The 18,454-nt window shown below is 37.0% G+C and carries 16 protein-coding genes; 1 reads left to right on the top strand and 15 read right to left on the bottom strand.

From position 1 onward, the window contains the following. Window positions 1-12: 12 nt before the first annotated feature. The gene (locus IGJ24_RS06065; RefSeq protein ID WP_002357636.1) at window positions 13-315 is read right to left on the bottom strand and encodes a hypothetical protein; all 303 of its coding nucleotides are present in this window, start codon (window positions 313-315) and stop codon (window positions 13-15) included. Window positions 316-453: 138 nt separating this feature from the next. After that, entirely contained in the window at window positions 454-1,770 is a 1,317-nt protein-coding gene (gene obgE / locus IGJ24_RS06060) for a GTPase ObgE (RefSeq protein ID WP_002384537.1), read from the bottom strand. A gap of 287 nt (window positions 1,771-2,057) precedes the next feature. On the opposite strand from obgE, the gene gap reads away from it, so the two are divergent. Beyond that, entirely contained in the window at window positions 2,058-3,068 is a 1,011-nt protein-coding gene (gap, locus tag IGJ24_RS06055; protein WP_002357638.1) for a type I glyceraldehyde-3-phosphate dehydrogenase, read from the top strand. Window positions 3,069-3,118: 50 nt separating this feature from the next. On the opposite strand, the gene fur is transcribed toward gap, so the two are convergent. From fur to IGJ24_RS05990, 13 genes are all read right to left on the bottom strand, one after another. Next, window positions 3,119-3,568: a ferric iron uptake transcriptional regulator gene (gene fur, locus IGJ24_RS06050; protein ID WP_002357640.1), complete on the bottom strand. Its 450-nt coding sequence runs from the start codon at window positions 3,566-3,568 to the stop codon at window positions 3,119-3,121. Between the two features lie 115 nt (window positions 3,569-3,683). After that, window positions 3,684-4,565, bottom strand: a complete 882-nt coding sequence (locus IGJ24_RS06045) for a CvfB family protein (protein ID WP_002361792.1) — start codon at window positions 4,563-4,565, stop codon at window positions 3,684-3,686. A gap of 73 nt (window positions 4,566-4,638) precedes the next feature. Continuing rightward, the gene (locus IGJ24_RS06040; protein ID WP_289865558.1) at window positions 4,639-6,702 is read right to left on the bottom strand and encodes a cell division site-positioning protein MapZ family protein; all 2,064 of its coding nucleotides are present in this window, start codon (window positions 6,700-6,702) and stop codon (window positions 4,639-4,641) included. 151 nt (window positions 6,703-6,853) lie between these two features. After that, on the bottom strand, window positions 6,854-7,960 hold the full coding sequence (gene rpoD, locus IGJ24_RS06035) for an RNA polymerase sigma factor RpoD (protein WP_002360364.1): 1,107 nt from the start codon (window positions 7,958-7,960) through the stop codon (window positions 6,854-6,856). Window positions 7,961-8,067: 107 nt separating this feature from the next. Beyond that, a complete protein-coding gene (gene dnaG, locus IGJ24_RS06030; protein WP_002380276.1) occupies window positions 8,068-9,954 on the bottom strand; it encodes a DNA primase in 1,887 nt (628 codons plus the stop codon). Between the two features lie 316 nt (window positions 9,955-10,270). Then, window positions 10,271-12,607 carry a cation-translocating P-type ATPase gene (locus IGJ24_RS06025; RefSeq protein ID WP_289865559.1) on the bottom strand — a complete coding sequence of 779 codons (2,337 nt, stop codon included), beginning with the start codon at window positions 12,605-12,607 and terminating at the stop codon, window positions 10,271-10,273. A 128-nt stretch (window positions 12,608-12,735) separates the two neighbouring features. Beyond that, window positions 12,736-13,353: a lysozyme family protein gene (locus IGJ24_RS06020; RefSeq protein ID WP_002357646.1), complete on the bottom strand. Its 618-nt coding sequence runs from the start codon at window positions 13,351-13,353 to the stop codon at window positions 12,736-12,738. Between the two features lie 290 nt (window positions 13,354-13,643). Beyond that, entirely contained in the window at window positions 13,644-14,333 is a 690-nt protein-coding gene (gene alsE, locus IGJ24_RS06015; protein WP_129193649.1) for a D-allulose 6-phosphate 3-epimerase, read from the bottom strand. 137 nt (window positions 14,334-14,470) lie between these two features. Then, window positions 14,471-15,571 (bottom strand): PTS fructose transporter subunit IIC, encoded by a 1,101-nt coding sequence (locus IGJ24_RS06010; RefSeq protein ID WP_002369426.1) that lies wholly within the window; start codon window positions 15,569-15,571, stop codon window positions 14,471-14,473. Between the two features lie 109 nt (window positions 15,572-15,680). Further along, a complete protein-coding gene (locus IGJ24_RS06005) occupies window positions 15,681-16,130 on the bottom strand; it encodes a PTS sugar transporter subunit IIA (RefSeq protein ID WP_002369427.1) in 450 nt (149 codons plus the stop codon). 19 nt (window positions 16,131-16,149) lie between these two features. Beyond that, the gene (locus tag IGJ24_RS06000) at window positions 16,150-16,467 is read right to left on the bottom strand and encodes a PTS fructose transporter subunit IIB (RefSeq protein ID WP_002408519.1); all 318 of its coding nucleotides are present in this window, start codon (window positions 16,465-16,467) and stop codon (window positions 16,150-16,152) included. Continuing rightward, on the bottom strand, window positions 16,467-16,919 hold the full coding sequence (locus IGJ24_RS05995) for a PTS sugar transporter subunit IIA (protein WP_002389217.1): 453 nt from the start codon (window positions 16,917-16,919) through the stop codon (window positions 16,467-16,469). The genes IGJ24_RS06000 and IGJ24_RS05995 overlap by 1 nt, the downstream gene beginning before the upstream one ends. Then, a complete protein-coding gene (locus IGJ24_RS05990) occupies window positions 16,909-18,390 on the bottom strand; it encodes a BglG family transcription antiterminator (RefSeq protein WP_002379430.1) in 1,482 nt (493 codons plus the stop codon). Before IGJ24_RS05990 ends, IGJ24_RS05995 begins: the two co-directional genes overlap by 11 nt. Between the last annotated feature and the right edge of the window lie 64 nt (window positions 18,391-18,454).

Here is an 18,454-nt window from a genome sequence, read left to right as displayed (position 1 = left end):
TCTGTTTTTCTCTTAAAAAATAACTCCTTTAATCAGCCATAAATAAGAGATAAGCTCTAATAAAATAAGAGAAATTAAAAACAGCCAAATAAAACGCTTACAAAAACCTGTTTTCGTTTCAATAAAATAATGACTATACGCTAACGCAAAAGCAATCCCAACAGGCAAAAAAATCATGGCACCAATATTAAACGGCAGATTGAAAGTCCATAATAAAACACTCGGCAACAGGACACCACATAAGAGCCCCATACTAAAAAGAAAACCGGCACTTTTAACTGAAAACTTAGGAACCATTGCTTGATTGTTTTCCATTTCAATTTCGCTCCTTTCGTTTGTTATTTTGTTACATTTAAAATTATAAGCTATTAAAAATATTATTTCAATCTATTCGCTAATTTAATACTAATTTTAAAATAAAAAACCAGTTCACTGAGTGAACTGGTTTTATGCTTATTCGACAAATTCAAATTCAAAATTACCAATCCGAACAATGTCGCCATCTTTCGCGCCACGTGCTCGTAATGCCTCATCGACACCCATACCACGTAATTGACGTGCAAAACGCATTACTGTTTCATCATGATCGAAATTCGTCATTTCAAATAATTTTTCTAATTTTTCACCAGATAAAACCCATGAAGCATCTGGTTCACGATCAATCGTAAATTCTGGACCTTCTGGTTGGAAGCCATAACGAACGGTTTCTTCCTCTACCACTTCATCTTCATATAATGGGAATTCAGGCGTTACTTCCAACAAGTCAGCTGTTGCATTTAATAAAGGTTCAATACCTTTACGAGTAACCCCAGAGATTGGGAAAATAGGTAGCTCATCAGCATACTCATCGGTGCGTTCCTTCGCAAGTTGCTCTTTAAATTTCGCTAAATTCTCTTCTGCTTCAGGCATGTCCATTTTATTGGCAACAATAATTTGAGGTCGCTCCATCAAACGTAAATTGTGTGAAGCCAATTCTTTATTGATTGCCAAATAATCTTCGTAAGGATCGCGTCCTTCCATGCCACTCATATCAATGACATGTAAAATAACACGCGTCCGTTCAATGTGGCGTAAGAACTGTGTTCCTAAGCCGACACCTTGAGAAGCTCCTTCAATTAAGCCTGGCAAATCTGCTGCAGCAAAGCTTCGACCATCACTAGTAGTCACCATCCCTAAGTTTGGAACTAACGTCGTAAAATGATAGGCACCAATTTTCGGACGAGCGGACGAGATAACAGAGAGTAATGTTGATTTTCCTACAGAAGGAAACCCAACTAACCCAACATCTGCTAAAACTTTTAATTCTAATTCGATTTTACGTTCTTGACCCGGTTCGCCGTTTTCGGCAATTTCTGGTGCAGGGTTTCTTGGGGAAGCAAAGCGAATATTCCCGCGACCACCGCGTCCGCCTTTTGCTACTACTAAGGTCTGACCATTCTCAATTAAATCCCCAATTAAAGCTCCAGTTTCTGCATCACGAACTGTTGTACCTGGTGGAACTTTGACAAGTAAATCTTCTGAACCACGACCGTGCATTCCTTTACTCATACCATTTTCTCCAGGTGTCGCCTTAAAATGACGATTAAACCGGAAATCCATTAATGTGCGTAATCCTTCTTCAACAACTAAAACAACGTCGCCACCGCGTCCGCCATCACCACCAGCGGGACCCCCGTCTGGTACATATTTTTCTCTACGGAAAGCAACCATTCCGTCGCCGCCTTTACCAGCTTTGACATCAATCGTCACTTGATCTAAAAACATGGACATATAATTTGTCCTCCTATTCTACTTCTACTATCTTTAATCACCTCAAAAAGCGTGATTCGAAAGTCTTTATTATTGTATCGGGAAAACAACCGTTTGTCTAGCAATTCTAGTTAGTTATCGTTGGAAAAAGCAAAATTTCTCATGAATCTTTCGCTTTCTTTTTGTCGCTTCGCTATCAGTCTTTTGACAAAAAAATTTTAGAGGTTCATACTATAGATAGTTGAAGAAAATCACTTTTTCAGCAAGGGTCCAAAGAAACACAAACATCTAAAGGAGGAATTTTTGTTATGACAGTCAAAGTAGGAATTAACGGTTTTGGAAGAATTGGTCGTTTAGCCTTTCGCCGAATAAAAGAAGTTTCTGATGATATTGAAGTTGTGGCTATCAATGATTTGACTAGCCCAACAATGTTGGCTCACTTATTACAATTTGACTCTACGCATGGCACCTATCCTGGCACCGTGACAGCCACTGAAAATGGCATTGTGGTTGACGGCGAAGAAACCCGTGTCTACGCAGAACCAGATGCAAGTAAAATCCCTTGGGTTAAAGAAAACGGAGTAGACATTGTCCTTGAATGTACAGGTTTTTATACCTCTGAAGAAAAAGCACAAGCTCATTTAGATGCAGGTGTGAAACGTGTGGTTATCTCTGCTCCTGCAGGCGCAATGAAAACAATCGTTTATAACGTCAATGATGATACACTTGATGCCAACGATAAAATCATTTCTGCTGGTTCATGTACGACAAACTGTCTAGCACCGATGGCTTACTTCTTAAATAATGAATTTGGTATTGAAGTTGGTACCATGACAACTGTCCATGCCTACACATCAACACAAATGCTATTAGATGGCCCTGTTCGTGGCGGAAATCTTCGTGCGGCACGCTCTGCTGCAGACAATACTATTCCCCATTCAACTGGTGCTGCTAAAGCAATTGGCTTAGTTATTCCAGAACTTAATGGAAAATTACAAGGCCATGCCCAACGTGTTCCCGTTGTGGATGGATCCTTAACAGAATTAGTTAGCATTTTAAAAACAAAAGTAACAGCTGATCAAGTAAATGAAGCAATGAAAAAACACACCATTGATAACCCTTCTTTCGGTTATGATGATCGTGAAATTGTTTCTGGAGACATAATCGGCACGACAGAAGGTTCGATTTTTGACCCAACGCAAACAGAAGTAACGACAGCTGGCGATTTCCAATTAGTGAAAACTGTGGCTTGGTATGACAATGAATATGGTTTTACTTGCCAAATGATTCGCTTATTGGAAAAATTCGCTAATTTATAATTCCAATGAATAAAAAACTGCCTTGCATAAATTAATGCAAGGCAGTTTTTTTAATGTTTACTTTGACAACTTTGACAAATACCATGAAAAGTTAAGCGATGATCTTTGACTAAAAAATGATACCGACTTTCAACAATTTGCTCTACTTCACCAAGCAAGTCTTCTTCCACTTCCTCAATTGTGCCACATTCTAAGCATAACAAATGGTGGTGAAAGTGTTTGGCGCCTTCTTTTCTTAAATCATAGCGAGCTAAACCATCGTTAAAGCTCACTTTATCAACGACTTTTAAGTCTGTTAAAATTTCTAGCGTTCGATAGACTGTTGCTAGACCAATTTCCGGACTTTTTTGTTTTACCAAGAAGTAAATTTCTTCTGCTGATAAATGATCTTTTTCATTTTCCAATAATACAAGTACGGTTGCTTCCCGTTGTGGTGTTAATTTAAAGCCTGATTCATGTAATTGTTTTTTTGTCTTTTTTAAAGCAGCAGTCGAATCCATTATTACAGCTCCTTGTTTAGAATGATTACAAATTAAGAAACTTAATTTATCAATCAAATTAAAATAATTATAAAAGAAATAACTGTAATTTGCAAGATATTCTCAATTAGCTACCTTAATTTTTTTCTTTTGATTGTTCCAACGAGCCAATTAGAATTGTTTTACCATCTTCTTGTTTAATTAATTTTTGTTTCATTAAATGGCCTAAGGCGCGTTTAAATTGAGCTTTACTAATGCCAAAGGTTTGTTTAATTTCATCAGGGCTTGATTTATCGGTGAAAGGAATTTGGTGATCGTTTGCTCTTTCTAAGAAAGTTAGAATCATTAACGCATCATCGCTGATTACTTCATGACTTCTTGGTTTTAATGAAAGATTCAATACGCCGTCCGGCCGCACGCCAATCACACGCCCCACTACTTTTTCACCTAAACGTGGTTCCTGGAATCGTTCAGAAGGATGGATAAATCCAATGTATAAATCATCAGTTAAAATATACGTTCCTGCAAGTTTCAGACGATACACATGCCCAGTTAAGTTTTGGTTTTGCATTTCAGCATTCCCGCGTTTTGCCATGGCTTTAAAGACTTTTTCATCTGCTAATTCGCCCCAAATGCGGTCTTTACTGTCCACTTTTAAAGTAACCATTACTCGGTCTTCTTTTTTAGGCCAAAGTTCCCGCATGGTTGGTAATTCATCCAACGAAATAACGACATCTTTATCTGGTAAGCCAACATCCACAAAGACACCTAAATCACGTCTCGTTCCTGTGACAGTACCAAAGCCATAGCTACCAATGCGCACAGTAGGAATTGTAGTTGTCAGTGCTGGCTCTTGTTTTTGATTTAAATAACCAAACCCTTCTACAGCCTCCCCTATAGCATGCGTACCTTCTTCTTTTTTTAAACGGAATGTGATGCCATTTTTTTGAACAAAATAAAATTGTTCATTTTCATCGACCACAATGCCGGTAAATGTTGTTGCTAGTAATTCTCTCATTTATCATTAACTCCTCAAGGAAAATCAATCGAACAAAAGATTTCCGCTTTTGTTCGATTGTTTCTATTTTCTTTTATTGCCCTGCATTACGAGAAGCGTTCCCTTTGAACCAACCTGTTTTAGCATTGATTGTAACTAAATACATGTGAACATTTTTCTCTGTAGTGCCTTCTAATAATTTTGATTGATTGTTGGTTGCATAAAGATTGTAGTAACCTTCGCCATTCACAATTTTGGCAGGTTCTAAAGAATATCCGCCAGGAACCACATAGCCACGAGCAATCACTGTGTCTAAGACTTTTTCTTTCACACCTGGTGCCCATGTCCACGCTGGATTGCTACTATCAGCGATATCGGCAGCATCTGGCGCATAAAGCGGACTAGTGTACACCCCGTCACTGTTCGGTGCCGTGTAGCCATTCGCTTCTGTTTTTGCTGTTTCTTCCTTCTTAGCGTTCTCTTTTTTCGCGGCAGCAGCTTGTTTTGCTTGTTCTTCTGCTTGTTTTGCTTGCTCTGCGGCAGCTTGTTCTTCTGCAATTCTTTTCTGTTCTTCTTCAACCTTGGTTAACGCTTGGTCAGCTGTCGTGACTTGTTTGACCAGTTCTTTTTTCAGCTTATCACTTGTTACTTTACCTACTTCTGCCTTAGCAGCTTGATACGTGTCTCGATTCAGCTGATTGGTAGTTTTTCCATCTTTATAAATGACCTCAACCGCTTTTTTAGCTTTTTGTAATTGGTTGTATTGTTGGTTCGCTTGATCGATTGCTTGGTTCATCAATTGGTCAAACGGATCATTTCCTGTTAATTTCTTTACGGAAATTGGTTGATCAGCAGCTAGAATCGCCGGTTTCAACTCATTGCCATTGACAATCGGGGCCTCAAATAATTGGTTGATTTGTTGAATGGTTTGTTGTTTCTCTTTCAATGTTTGAATTTGTTTATTTAATTGAGAATACTCTTCTGAATCTTTAATTTCCGCGACTTGTTTTGAGAGTTTTTCTGGACTAACAGTCACCATATCGGGTTTAATAAAAACTTGCTCCTTTGTGGTATAAAAGGCTGCTAGTTCATCTTTCAGCGTATCTGTTTTCTTGGATAGTGCCGCCGCCTCTTGCGCGGCAGCTTTTTGCGTTTGATCATGATACGCCCAAGCACTACCTCCAGCTAATAAAACAACCGCAAGCGCAACGAAAGCCACTTTTTTTGATGGTTTCTTTGGAGCAGGCGCTGGTTGAGCATTCCCAGTTTCATTCATCGGTGGTATCACACCTGAATCTGAAACTTTTTCCTCGGTTGTATCAGCTTCGCTCGGTTCCTCTAGCGACGCTGCACTTGTTAACCCTTCTTCAGAATTTGAAATGGATTCAGTTGGTGTTTCGGCTTGGGTTAATACTGCCTCACCGCTTTTTTCTAACTCTTGGGTCTCTGCTGTTTCTTCTGATGGATTTTCAGACATTTCTGTATCTGCTCGATGCGCTTGAATATAAGCTTGCAAAGTTTCGTTTGGTGTTACATCTTGATCTTCTATCGGTGGTTGTGAAAAAATTTCTTCTTCAGAAGTGGTAGAGATAACTTCAGTTCCTGAAATCTCTGTTAAAGCTTCCTCTTCTGACTTCACTGTCTCAGATACCTCAGCTGTTTCTGCTTCAACAGTAGTTGTTTCTTCTGTTGTTTCCTCTAAATTAACTGCTTCGTCCGTTGCTAGTTTTTCTTCTGTTGAATGAGTAGGCATCGCTTCTGTCGCTGGTATCGTTTCCTCCACCGAATCATGAGTCTCCTCACTAGCCCCTTCTTGAAGCACTGCTTCTGAATCAGAAACATCCTCTGAATCAGAGACTATTAAGTTATCTTCTATCGACTCTTCTTTTTTGTCATCATTACTTTCTTCTTCAGGTGATTCGCCAAACAGTTCCATCACATGGCCTAAGCTCATATCTTTTAACTCAGACCATTCAATATTCTCATTTAATTGATCTTCATGTTGTTCATTTTCCTGTGTTTTAAAATCTATATTTGTTGAAGTCGTTTCCGCTTCTTCTTTATCAACTGTTGTGTCAGTTAGTGAATAGCCACATGTTGGGCAGGTCGTTAATTCTGCATCGAATTCGTTCCCGCACTTCGGACATTTCTTTGTCATTCTTCCGCCTCACATTCTGCTAATATTCCATTACTTCTAATTTACCACAACTTGCGCCTTCTTCCAATAACTAGCAATGACATTTAGAGACTTTTTAAAAATCAAAAGCGGCTCTTCTCGCATGCACGAAAAGAGCCGCTAAACGGTATGTTTATTCTAAAAAGTCTTTTAATTGTTTTGAACGAGAAGGATGTCTTAGTTTTCTTAACGCTTTTGCTTCAATTTGACGAATACGTTCGCGAGTGACACCGAAAACTTTTCCGACTTCTTCTAGCGTACGTGTCCGACCATCATCTAAACCAAAACGTAAACGTAAAACATTTTCTTCACGGTCTGTTAAAGTATCCAGAACATCTTCTAGTTGTTCTTTTAACAATTCGTAAGCTGCATGTTCAGCAGGACTTGTAGCATCTTGGTCTTCAATGAAATCACCTAAATGTGAATCATCTTCTTCACCAATTGGTGTTTCTAAAGAGACTGGCTCTTGTGCGATTTTTAGGATTTCACGAACTTTTTCTGTTGGTAAATCCATTTCCGCACCAATTTCTTCTGGCGTTGGTTCTCTACCTAAATCTTGCAATAGTTGGCGTTGAATCCGAATCAATTTATTGATTGTTTCAACCATATGAACAGGAATTCGAATTGTTCTAGCTTGGTCCGCAATTGCCCGCGTAATCGCTTGACGAATCCACCAAGTAGCATACGTAGAGAATTTGAACCCTTTACGGTAGTCAAATTTTTCAACAGCTTTCATTAAGCCCATATTACCTTCTTGAATTAAATCCAAGAATTGCATACCACGACCTACATATCGTTTGGCAATTGAAACAACCAAACGTAAGTTAGCTTCTGCTAAACGTTGTTTTGCTTCTTGATCGCCTTCTTCAATTTTAAGTGCCAATTCAACTTCTTCTGCAGCAGTTAATAATTGAACGCGCCCAATTTCTTTTAGGTACATACGCACGGGATCATTAATTTTAACACCTGTTGGCGCAGATAAGTCTTCTGCTTGGGCCTTTTCCGCTTCTTTTTCATCTTTTTTCAAGCTATGTTCACTTGGGTCTCCATTTTCATCGACTACGCTGATACCAGCATCTTCAACTTTTTGGATTAATTTTTCCATAGCTTCTGCATCCAAAGTATACGGTGTGGCTAATTGATTCGCTAAATCATCATAAACCACTGTTCCTTTAGGCTTGTTTTCTTTGATAAATGCTGCCACTGCAGCTTCATATTTTTTACTTGTTTCTTTTTCCATGAAAGAAGGCCCCCTTCATTTTTCGGTTCACGCTTGAAATAACTGATAAATCACTGGGACTTATCAAAATAAAATGAACAAAACGCTTAGTTCTATTCATTTATTACTTAAGTAAATGTTCGTTGAGCTTTAAGCTGTCGAGCCAATTGGATAATCTCCATTGTTAATTCGGCTTCAAGCTGTTGGTTGCCCACTCGTTTTGCTTCTTGCTGTTGAATCTTTTTCTGCTCAATTGCCTCTGCAATACTTGATAAGGCAATTACATGTAATAAATCGGCAACTTCTCGCTCAGAGCTTTCTTCCGATAAATTCTGATACGCAATTTCAATTGCTAATTGTTTGGTTTGATTATCTTGCAAGAAATTAATAAAATCGGCAATGTCGAAACTTTGATGCAGTGTCGCATAACTTTCTAGCAAGAAATATAATTCTTGGTATTCATCATGAGCGAACGAAAAATCTGGCAATTGTTGAACGGTTTGCCGTACTCCTTGTTCATTCATTAAACGAAATAATAAGGAACGTTCTGCTTTTTGAACTTGTGTTAACGGTAACTTGTTCTGGACGTGATTCTCTTCAAAAACAGGTTCTTCCATTGGTGGTGGCATCATTTCATCTTGATAAAATTGTTGCCTTTCTTGCCGTTGGACTGAACGTTGCTCTTGCTTCAATTGATTGAATTGCTCTTCCAAACTATGAACAGAAAGTTGAAATTCCTGAGCAATTTGGTTTAAATAACGATCACGTTCCAAGGGAGATTGAACATTGGTTAACTCCCGTAACAATTCGTTCACATAATCCAATTGTTCTTTTTCGTTATTCATGTTTCTAGTTAACCGATGATAATTCATTTTAAAACTAAAAACTGTTTCTCGGCCATGATTGGCTAAATTTTGAAAAGCTTCTGCGCCATATTTCCGCACATATTCATCAGGATCCAGCTTTTCAGGGATGCTGACAATACTCAAGTCAAAATGACTGTTTTCTTGCAATAATTGAATCGCACGGTTTGTGGCTTGAACACCGGCATTATCGCCATCGTAACAAATAACTACTTCCTTAGCGACCCGCTCCAAACGCCGAATTTGTTCATTGGTCAAACTAGTCCCCATTGAAGCCACCCCACTTTTTACGCCTGATTGCCAAGCAGCGATAACATCCATGAATCCTTCAAAAAGCAAGACTGTATTTTCTTTACGAATTTCTTTTCTGGCTTTATCAAAGTTAAACAGCGTTTCTCGCTTATTAAAAAGTGTTGTTTCAGGACTATTCAAGTATTTAGGCATCTCATCCCCTGGAAAATCAGCTGTTTTTAACAAGCGACCAGAAAAGGCGATGACATTGCCTTGGGGATCATTAATTGGAAACATGATTCGTTGATAGAAACGATCCAAAAACGTACCGTTATCTCTTTGGACAAACAGCCCAGAAGGCTCAAAAAGCGTTTCATCCAGTTGTTCATTTTTAAAAACTTGACTTAAGAAATCACGTTTTTGCGGCGCGAATCCAATTTGAAAGGTCTCAATTAGTTCTTGTGTTAACCCCCGCTCTAATAAATAGTTTAATGCGGGTTCGCCAATTTTAGTATTCACTAAAATATGATGGTAAAGTTCTGCGGCTTTACTATGCAGTTGTAACAAACTCCGTCTTTGTTGGTTTTCTGGGGTATCCGCTACTTCACGCGGCTCTGACCAATCAAAGTCCACAGATAAATGTTCCAAATCTGCAACACGTTTCACGGATTCTGGAAAACTAATGCCTTCAATTTCTTGCAAGAAATTAAAAACAGTTCCACCTTTCCCGCAGCCAAAACAGTGAAAAATTTGTTTGTCTTCTGCTACTGAAAATGAAGGGGAACGTTCTTCGTGAAACGGACATAAACCCATATAATTTTTACCGGATTTTTTTAACTGGACATACTGCCCAATAATATCTACTATATTCGTTCGGTGACGAACTTCCTCAATGACTTCCTGAGGAATGCGTTGTGCCATTGTCCTCACCTCCTAAGAATAGCATTGTGCTAACTCATGTGATTGACCGTTTAAAAAACGCACTGTCATTTCAGTGCGAATTCCAATGGACACATTTACACATGATTTATTGTATCACATAATCGCTGTTTTTCAAGTATCTTGTTTCAACTCAACAAAAAAAGAAAGTATCTAGGACAAAAGTCATCCTGACTCCTGCCCCAGACACTAACTCTTAAAATAATCAGTTAAACATCAAGCTTGCTCCGACTTCCTTCAAGATTTAAAGAAGAACTGCATTTCTGGAGACGAATGCTTTTAGCTCAACCTCTGCTTTTTATAAATCTTTAATTGTTTTTCCAGCACGTTTCATTTGTACGAAACCAATTGTTACACGCACTACAATATTAATGGCCATCATAATAAAGAAGAGACCCATTGTTTGCGAAGTTAAGAAACCAATTTCTAAAATGTTGTGGAATAACATAGCTGCTACATAAATACCAATAATGGTACTGAAAACCAAGAAAATGCGTAATGGATTTAAAGGCAGACATGCTCGAACAACAGCCATACAGCTAATTCCAACTAATAAATAATACATTAACGTCGTGGTGTCTAAAGAAGAAAATCCTTGATTTTGTCCAATCAGATAAACAGCAATGATATTCGCTACAACTAAAAGCGCATTAACAGACGCATTTTTCAAAGCCGTTGGTAAAAACTTCCCGACAACTTTTCGTTTGTCCCCTTCGAAAGATAAGAAGAAAGCAGGATATCCTTCAATTGCTAAATCAATCAAGGTCACTTGAATCGGAATGAACGGGAACGCAATGGCCGTTAAGGCACAAATGATTGAGAGAATAAACGAATAAATCGTTTTAATGAAGAAAACGCTGGAAACTCGGGTTACATTATTTACCACACGTCGTCCTTCAAACAAGACATCTGGTAACGTTGTAAAATCAGAATCTAGCAAAACTAGATTAGAAATTTGCCGAGTAGCGCCATCTCCTTCTGCCATGGCGATACTACAATCCGCTTCTCGTAACGCTAAAACATCGTTGACGCCATCGCCGGTCATCGCCACCACATGCTCTGTGTCTTTCAACTCACGCACAATGGTTCGTTTTTGCTGAGGCGATACACGTCCGAACACTGTGTATTGCTGAACTGCTTCACGCACTTCTGCTTCTGTCGTTTTGGTCGACAAATCAATATAAGACTCATAACCGGGTAGCCCGGCACGACGAGCAATATTTGAAACAGTCACCGGATTATCACCAGAAATTACTTTTAAGTCGATTCCTTCTTCTTTTAGATAAGCCAGTGTTTCTTTGGCATTTTGGCGAATTGGATCGTCAATTTCTAGAATTGATAATGGCTCTAAATAAGGCATTTTGGTTTCGTTTAACGGTTGTTGTTCCGCAATGGCTAACATCAAGACGCGATAACCATTCTCTTGTGCTGTAAAAACAGCTTCTGGCAACCGACTATCGTCTACCAAACGCTCAGGAGCCCCTAAATAAACTGTCCCAATTTCTGGAAATTCAATAGCCCCCCATTTTCGTTCAGAAGAAAAAGCCAAGACTTCTTTTGCGCCAAATCGATTGGATACTTCATAATGATCACGAATTGCTTGCATTGTAATATTATTATCCGTACTTTCAGATAGGTAGCTTCCGATAATCTGTGGGAAGAGTTCTTCATATTTGTCATGCAAGATAATCGCCTTTTGCACTTTCATTTTACCTTCTGTAATCGTTCCAGTTTTATCTAAACACAAAGTGTCCACATGGGCCAATGTTTCAATTGAGTACATATCTTGTACTAGAATACGTTTTTTGGCTAACTTAATGACACCTGTTGTCAGCGCAATACTAATTAATAGTACTAATCCTTTTGGTAACATCCCTAACAAAGCAGCTGCAGAAGCAACAACAGATGTTTTAATGCCAGCATCTCTTAACCAAAAAGCTTCAACAAATAAAATAATCCCCAGAGGAATAATCACCCAACTTGTAAATTTAGAGACTTTACGAATCGAATTGACTAACTCTGATTGAATTGGTTTATGCACTTTGGCTTCTTGGGTGATTTTCACAGCATAGTTTTCGGCACCAACGTGGATAACACGGGCATAGGCTTGTCCGCTAACAATGAAACTTCCAGAAAGCAAGGTATCGCCGATTTCCTTTTCAATTAAATCTGATTCGCCTGTTAACAACGCTTCATTCGCTTCGACTTTACCGTCGATAACTTCCATATCAGAAGGAACTTGTTCCCCTGCAGAGATAATAACAATATCTTCCATAACTAGTTCTTTTGTATCAATTTCTTGTTGTACGCCATTTCGAACAACATGAACATTTTCTTTTGCCACAATAGATAATTTTTGAACTAAATTACGGGCATGAATTTCTTGGAAAATTCCGATTGACATGTTCACAATAATAATCGCTAAGAAAGCCAGATTGGAATAGGCTCCGACAAATAGTAAACAAACAGCGATTGCAAAGTTTAAAAAGTTGAATAACGTCATGACGTTATCAAAAATAATATCTTTTGTAGATTTTGCTACATTTTCCTCATAATTATTTTGAAGGCCTAACTCTTTCTGCTTGGCAACTTCTTCTGTACTTAACCCTTTTTTCAGGTCGACTTTATTCAACATCCAGCTCTTTCCCTACCTTTTCAATTAATCAGTTACATCCCTTCTAGTTTACTTGCATTTTCATGAAACTGCAAGAAAAGCCTAAAAAATTCCTGTAAGTTGAAAGAATTCTTTAGACTTTTCTCGTTTTAATTTAACTTTTCAATAAACCAACGATTCATTTTGACAATTTCCGCATAGAACATATTGCCACCATTTTGATAAAGGTAACCACCATTGTAAACTAACGCTTGCCAACGATAATAACGATATTTCGTATTTTGGTCATTCCCTAGCAACGGTGAAAGGACTTCTCTTGAATATTCTTCTGCTAACTCTGTCGTGTGTTTCCCGCCGCGTTCTTTAACAAACTGAATATAATCCAGTCCATAATTATATGCTTGTACGCCTGTCCACTCATCACAGCCAGCTTCTTTTGCTTTCGCTAACGCTTCCGCGAGAAATTTGACGCCATGTGCGATACTTTCCTCTGGTGTTTCAATCACTTCTTGTTGTCCATAAACACTTTCACTGCTCTGCATAATATCGCCAGATTTCCCTTTAGATTCTGTATAGATAATCGCTAAAGCTAATGTTTTGTATTCAGGTATTTTATTTTTTTTGACTTCTGCTTCTACTTGTTTTTCAAAGGTCATTACCGTTTCAACATTTTGATGTATTTTATAGCCAAGATAGCCAAGACCAGCAACTAAACCAACAAACAAAAGTAGCATGATTTTATAAATTATTTTTCTTACTCTACGCATCGAATCATCCAAACTTTTTCTTTTAAGATACGTTCTATGTTACTTGAAATAACTGAAAAAAGCGAAGTTTTTGTTACTTCTTTAGTTTTATTTAATAAAAGTAACTTTTTTGTGAACAAACCGTAACTTCGCAAGATTGAACGTTTTCACCTAGAATAGAATAACAAGTAATTTTCTTCTATTGACGCTTATTTATTGCATCAAAAAAGCCCAGATAAGAATGAACAAAATTCTTTTCTAGGCTTGACTTTATACAACTTATCTATTCTTTTAACAAACAGTCAATTGTTTTATGGAATTTTTTTCCCTGTCATTTCTTCATAGTCTCTACTCATCATTTTCCAAGCTTTTTCAATATCTTCATCTAATCCAAATAATCCGCTTCTACCAACAATATAAATATCAGGTCCTGCAGCATCAATTCGCTTAAATGAATTTCTATTCGATGAGCCATCCATTTCAATTACATAACGATAACTTTTTTCTTCACGTAAATTACGAAGAGCAACAATTTTATCAAGTGTTCCTTCAATAAATCGTTGGCCAGCAAAGCCTGGATCAACGGTCATGATTGTGATTTTATCCAACAATTCAATATATGGAAAGATTGATTCAATAGGCGTTTCGGGATTAAGGACGATCCCTGCTTTAAGATTAGCATTGTGAATTTGGTCAATTAGGCGAAATGCTAGACCATCTAAAACCTCTGCATGCATACAAATCCATTCACATTTGATATCTACTAGTTGTTGTACCCAAAAGCTTGGATTCGTAACCATTAGATGAGCAGATACTGGGAGCTTCGAAATTTTTCTTAACTCCTCAATAAACCACGGAGATAGCGTGATATTTGGCACATAGTGACCATCCATAATGTCTATGTGATACGAAGCAACATGACCATTCAAAAAGGTGATTTGTTGTTTAAACTTGTCCAAATCCATCGTCATTAGTGACGGAGAAAATTCAACTTTGTTCATTCTAATTTTCAACTCTTTCTATCTGATTATTTGGTTGATGTTTTTGAAAATTTTTCTAACTCGTTATATTCAGACGTTGACACATCTCTGACAGGCAATATAAATTGCATTAATTTTGTTACGCTTTTTCATTTTGTTTAGAAAATCTGAATATCTTCCAAGTTTATCTCCTCTTCTTCTTTTTCTACTAACGCTTCCATATCTTTCTCAGTTACATCTTTCTTAATAATAGCTAAAACTAAACCGGTAACCACAGCGTTTACAACAATTGCAATAATGCCAGCCAGCGGTTTACTCATTGTTGGAATCATTAAAACACCGCCAAATGGAACTGTCGCATCTGCCCCTAAGATCATTGTTGTTGCGCCACCCACGAAGCCACCAATCGCTGTAGCAATGACTCCTCGGACAATATCATTCATAACTAAAGGAATAACACCTTCAACAATGTTAATCACTCCCATTGGTACGGCAGACTTTAACGTTTCAACTTCTAGTTTTGTATAAATATTTTTTCTAAATAATTTAGCAAAGAAGAAAGCTAATCCAAAGCCTATTGGCGTTGCTGTATTTACTAATTGCAATGCTGTAATTGGTCCATTAAGTCCTTCCGCTTGCATTGTCAAAACAAAGGCAAAAACAGTTTTGTTAATGGGTCCGCCATAGTCTATACCACTTAATAAACCAATTACACCACCAAAAATTAATAATGACGAGTTACCTAAGCTATCTAAAAAGTTCGTTAATAATGAAGTAAATGCCGTTATTGGGGTCCCGATAATATATACCATGATTAATCCACCAGTAATTGAGGTTAAAAATGGAATAATTAATGTTGGCATTAACCCTCTCGCCCAGTTTGGTAATTTCACATATTTTAAAATAGCTAATACAAGATATCCTGCCAAGTAACCACCTAAAATACCACCAATAAAGCCGGCACCAACTGCATTCGCAGTTAAACCAATAATAAAGCCTGGAGCAATTCCAGGTTTACCGGCGATTGAAAAAGAAATGCCAGTAGATATAACAACCGGAAGTAAGCCTAAGCCAGCGCCACCCATAGTAGCTAAAGCATCCCAAAGCGAAAATTCACCTGGTACCAAGGTTCCTTGACTTGAGCCGCCAAACCCCATACCAATTGCAATTAAAAAGCCAGCACCACAGACAATTGGAATTAAATATGAGATTGCTGTTAATAAATGACCTTTAAGATTTAACTCTTTTAGTTTTTTCATTTTTATCCTCCTAAACATTGTTCTTTTCATTTTATTTTCTATTTAAAAAAATTACTGTTGTGGATTCTTCTGTAGAAAATATCCACAATATGCTGTCTTAGTAATTTCATTAAGAGAATGCCTTTACTACATCCTCTGGCGATTTTGATTGAAGGAATTCTCTCACTACTTCATCATTTCCGAGTTTTCTGGCAAACAATGATAATAGTTTAAGATGGCTAGTTGTTTCTTTATGATCATTACCCACAGCAAAAAGAATGATTCCTTTTACGCCATTATCATCTAAAGATTCCCAAGGAATTTCTGTACCATTAATACCAATGGCCACGCCTATTTTTTTTACATACGCACTTTTGCCATGTGGAATGGCTAGATAGTTTCCGATGCCTGTTTGGCCTTCCGCCTCTCTAACATAGATATCTTTTATAAAGCCTTTTTCATCTGAAATATTGCCATTTTCAAGCAAAAGATTGGCTAATTCTTTTAACGCTTCCTCTTTTGTATTTACATTCATATTCGTTTTAACGGTTTTTAAGTCAATGATATCCTTTACTTCCATTACAATTCCTCCTAGAAGGTTACTTTTCTTGTGTCATAACTTCTTCTGCTTTTTCAATTAGTTTAGTGGGTGATTTTACAGCAACTTCTGTAGGTACTTGAATGATTCGTTTCCCATCAAAACGCTCTCTTCCAGAAATTTTTACATCAATGGCTAATATAACAATGTCCGCTTCCTTAATTTGTTCATCCGTTAGTTTGTTTTCAATCCCAATGGTCCCTTGTGTTTCTATATGGATCTCAACTCCTGCTTTTTTTGCAGCGTTCTCCAATTTTTCTTGTGCGATATATGTGTGAGCAATTCCTACTGTGCAGGCTGCTACGCCGACTATCTTCATTATTTTTCCTCCTCAAATTTTTCTATATTTTTATAAAAATCTGTTTCTGTTTTTAAACGCAACAACTTTTCTAAGAAGTCTTCATTTGCTAATTTTCTAGTAAATCGACTGATTTCTTTTTTTACTTTTAACTGTTCATTTTCTTTTAGTAATATGACAATAATTAATTTCACTTGCTTAATGTCTGCCGTCCATTCTTGGATTTCTGTTTTTAAGCCAATCAGATATATTTCACTTTTTTTCAAGAGTGCATTCTCTAAATGTGGCAAGACAACTTGCTCTGCAATCTGATTACTTCCCATCTTCTCACGATTTACCAAAGATTCCTCAATCTGCTTTTTTTCTTCGGGCGTTAACCAAGGTGCTGCTGTTTCTGCAATGAATTGATATACTTGCTGTTTTGAAAGAAGTTCTTGGTTTAGGAAAACTTGGTATAAAGGATTAACGTTCATGATAGATTTCCTCAACTTTTCTTTGTAATCGATACTGATCATCCATTGTAAACATGGCACTTACCAACAATGATTTAATGGGGACCTTTTCCTGTAAATGAATCGTTGTAAGAATCAATTCAATATCAGAATAATCTTTTAATGATTTCTTTATATTTCGTGTGGCAATAATTTCAACAATTTGTAATTCAGGGAATTTCTTTTCAACTTTTACTCTCAATAGTTCTGAAGTTCCAATTCCAGTGGTACACATAATCAAAGTACGAATAGGTAACTGATTGGTTTCAATCATTCGCGCAAAATACAATGTAATAAACCCATTCTCGTCTTCGTTTATAGCCGGTAGTTGATAGTTTTTACTTACTTGCTTAGAAACTTGCACAATTTTTCTGAAAATTGTTTCATACGTCATTTTTATTTGATCCAATAAACTATTCTTAACATGTATGCCGTTTTCAAGACGATTTATCATTGGTTTTATATGACTAGCCAATTCAAGAAGTAGCTGATCATTATCAGTTAAAATTTTTAGTTGTGCACTCATTTCCTCTAAATAAAATTGAGTAATTTGCATTACTTTGAAAGAAAAATTAGTTACTTTACTAAATGAACCTTGCATCCTAGAAGAAACCAAATATTGATATAAGTAATAAATTTCAACGTTAGGCAGTCTCTTATTTAAATAAGTTTCAATCTGTTGAATCGTTGTTTGCGCGACCTTTTTGAGTACTAAGTCCTTTGTTAATTCTTGTTCTTCTTCGTTAGATAATTGGTATTTTTCAGAAATAGCTACTTTTCGTGAACGACTAATTAAGATATAAAGATGCGAAAAGATGTTTACGTTATATGGATGTGGAATAGTAATATCCAGTTTTTTTTCAATGTTCCTGACTTGATCTAACGTAAAAAGGACATCATAATTATTAAAATTTAATGCTTTGTTGTTTCGAAGATCCTCAATATCGATAATGTTCAACAGTTGTATTCTATCGGAAATGGCTTTCCTGATAGCTCTTTCCTCACCGATAATTGCCAACGTTCGATTTTTCCGTTTGAGTGTTAAATCATATTTCTTTAAATCTTCGGATAATTGTTGTTCATCGCTAAATATCACAGAATCGCCAACATAATATCTTGCAAATAATTCATAAACATTTTTAGCTTGTGGAGAAGCTAACAACAATTCCTCCAGAATTCGATTGCGTCTTTCCCTTGGCGAAAAATCACTTTCTTTTTCGGCTAAATGTCGATTCTGTTCCATAAATCGTTCATAGTCTAGCTTGTATCCTCGTCCTTTCTCAGATAATATGAGTGAACCTTCTGAAAATTCATCGTTAATTTTTTTTATCAAACGATAAACTGTCTTAGGAGAAGTACTTAGGCAGTTTGCCAATTCTTCTGCAGTCATATAATCTTGTTTTTTTGAGAGAAGTAACAACAATTTTTGTCCACGTTCTTTTTTCGAACTCATAGCAACCCCTCCTTGATATATTTATTATAATCCATATAAAAGAAAACGCTTCCTTGTTTTCTGT

Source organism: Enterococcus sp. DIV0546, assembly GCF_051712785.1.
Classification (GTDB): Bacteria; Bacillota; Bacilli; order Lactobacillales; family Enterococcaceae; genus Enterococcus; species Enterococcus faecalis.
Note: the sequence above shows the minus strand (reverse complement) of the source record. Positions and strands in the feature narration are given on the sequence as shown.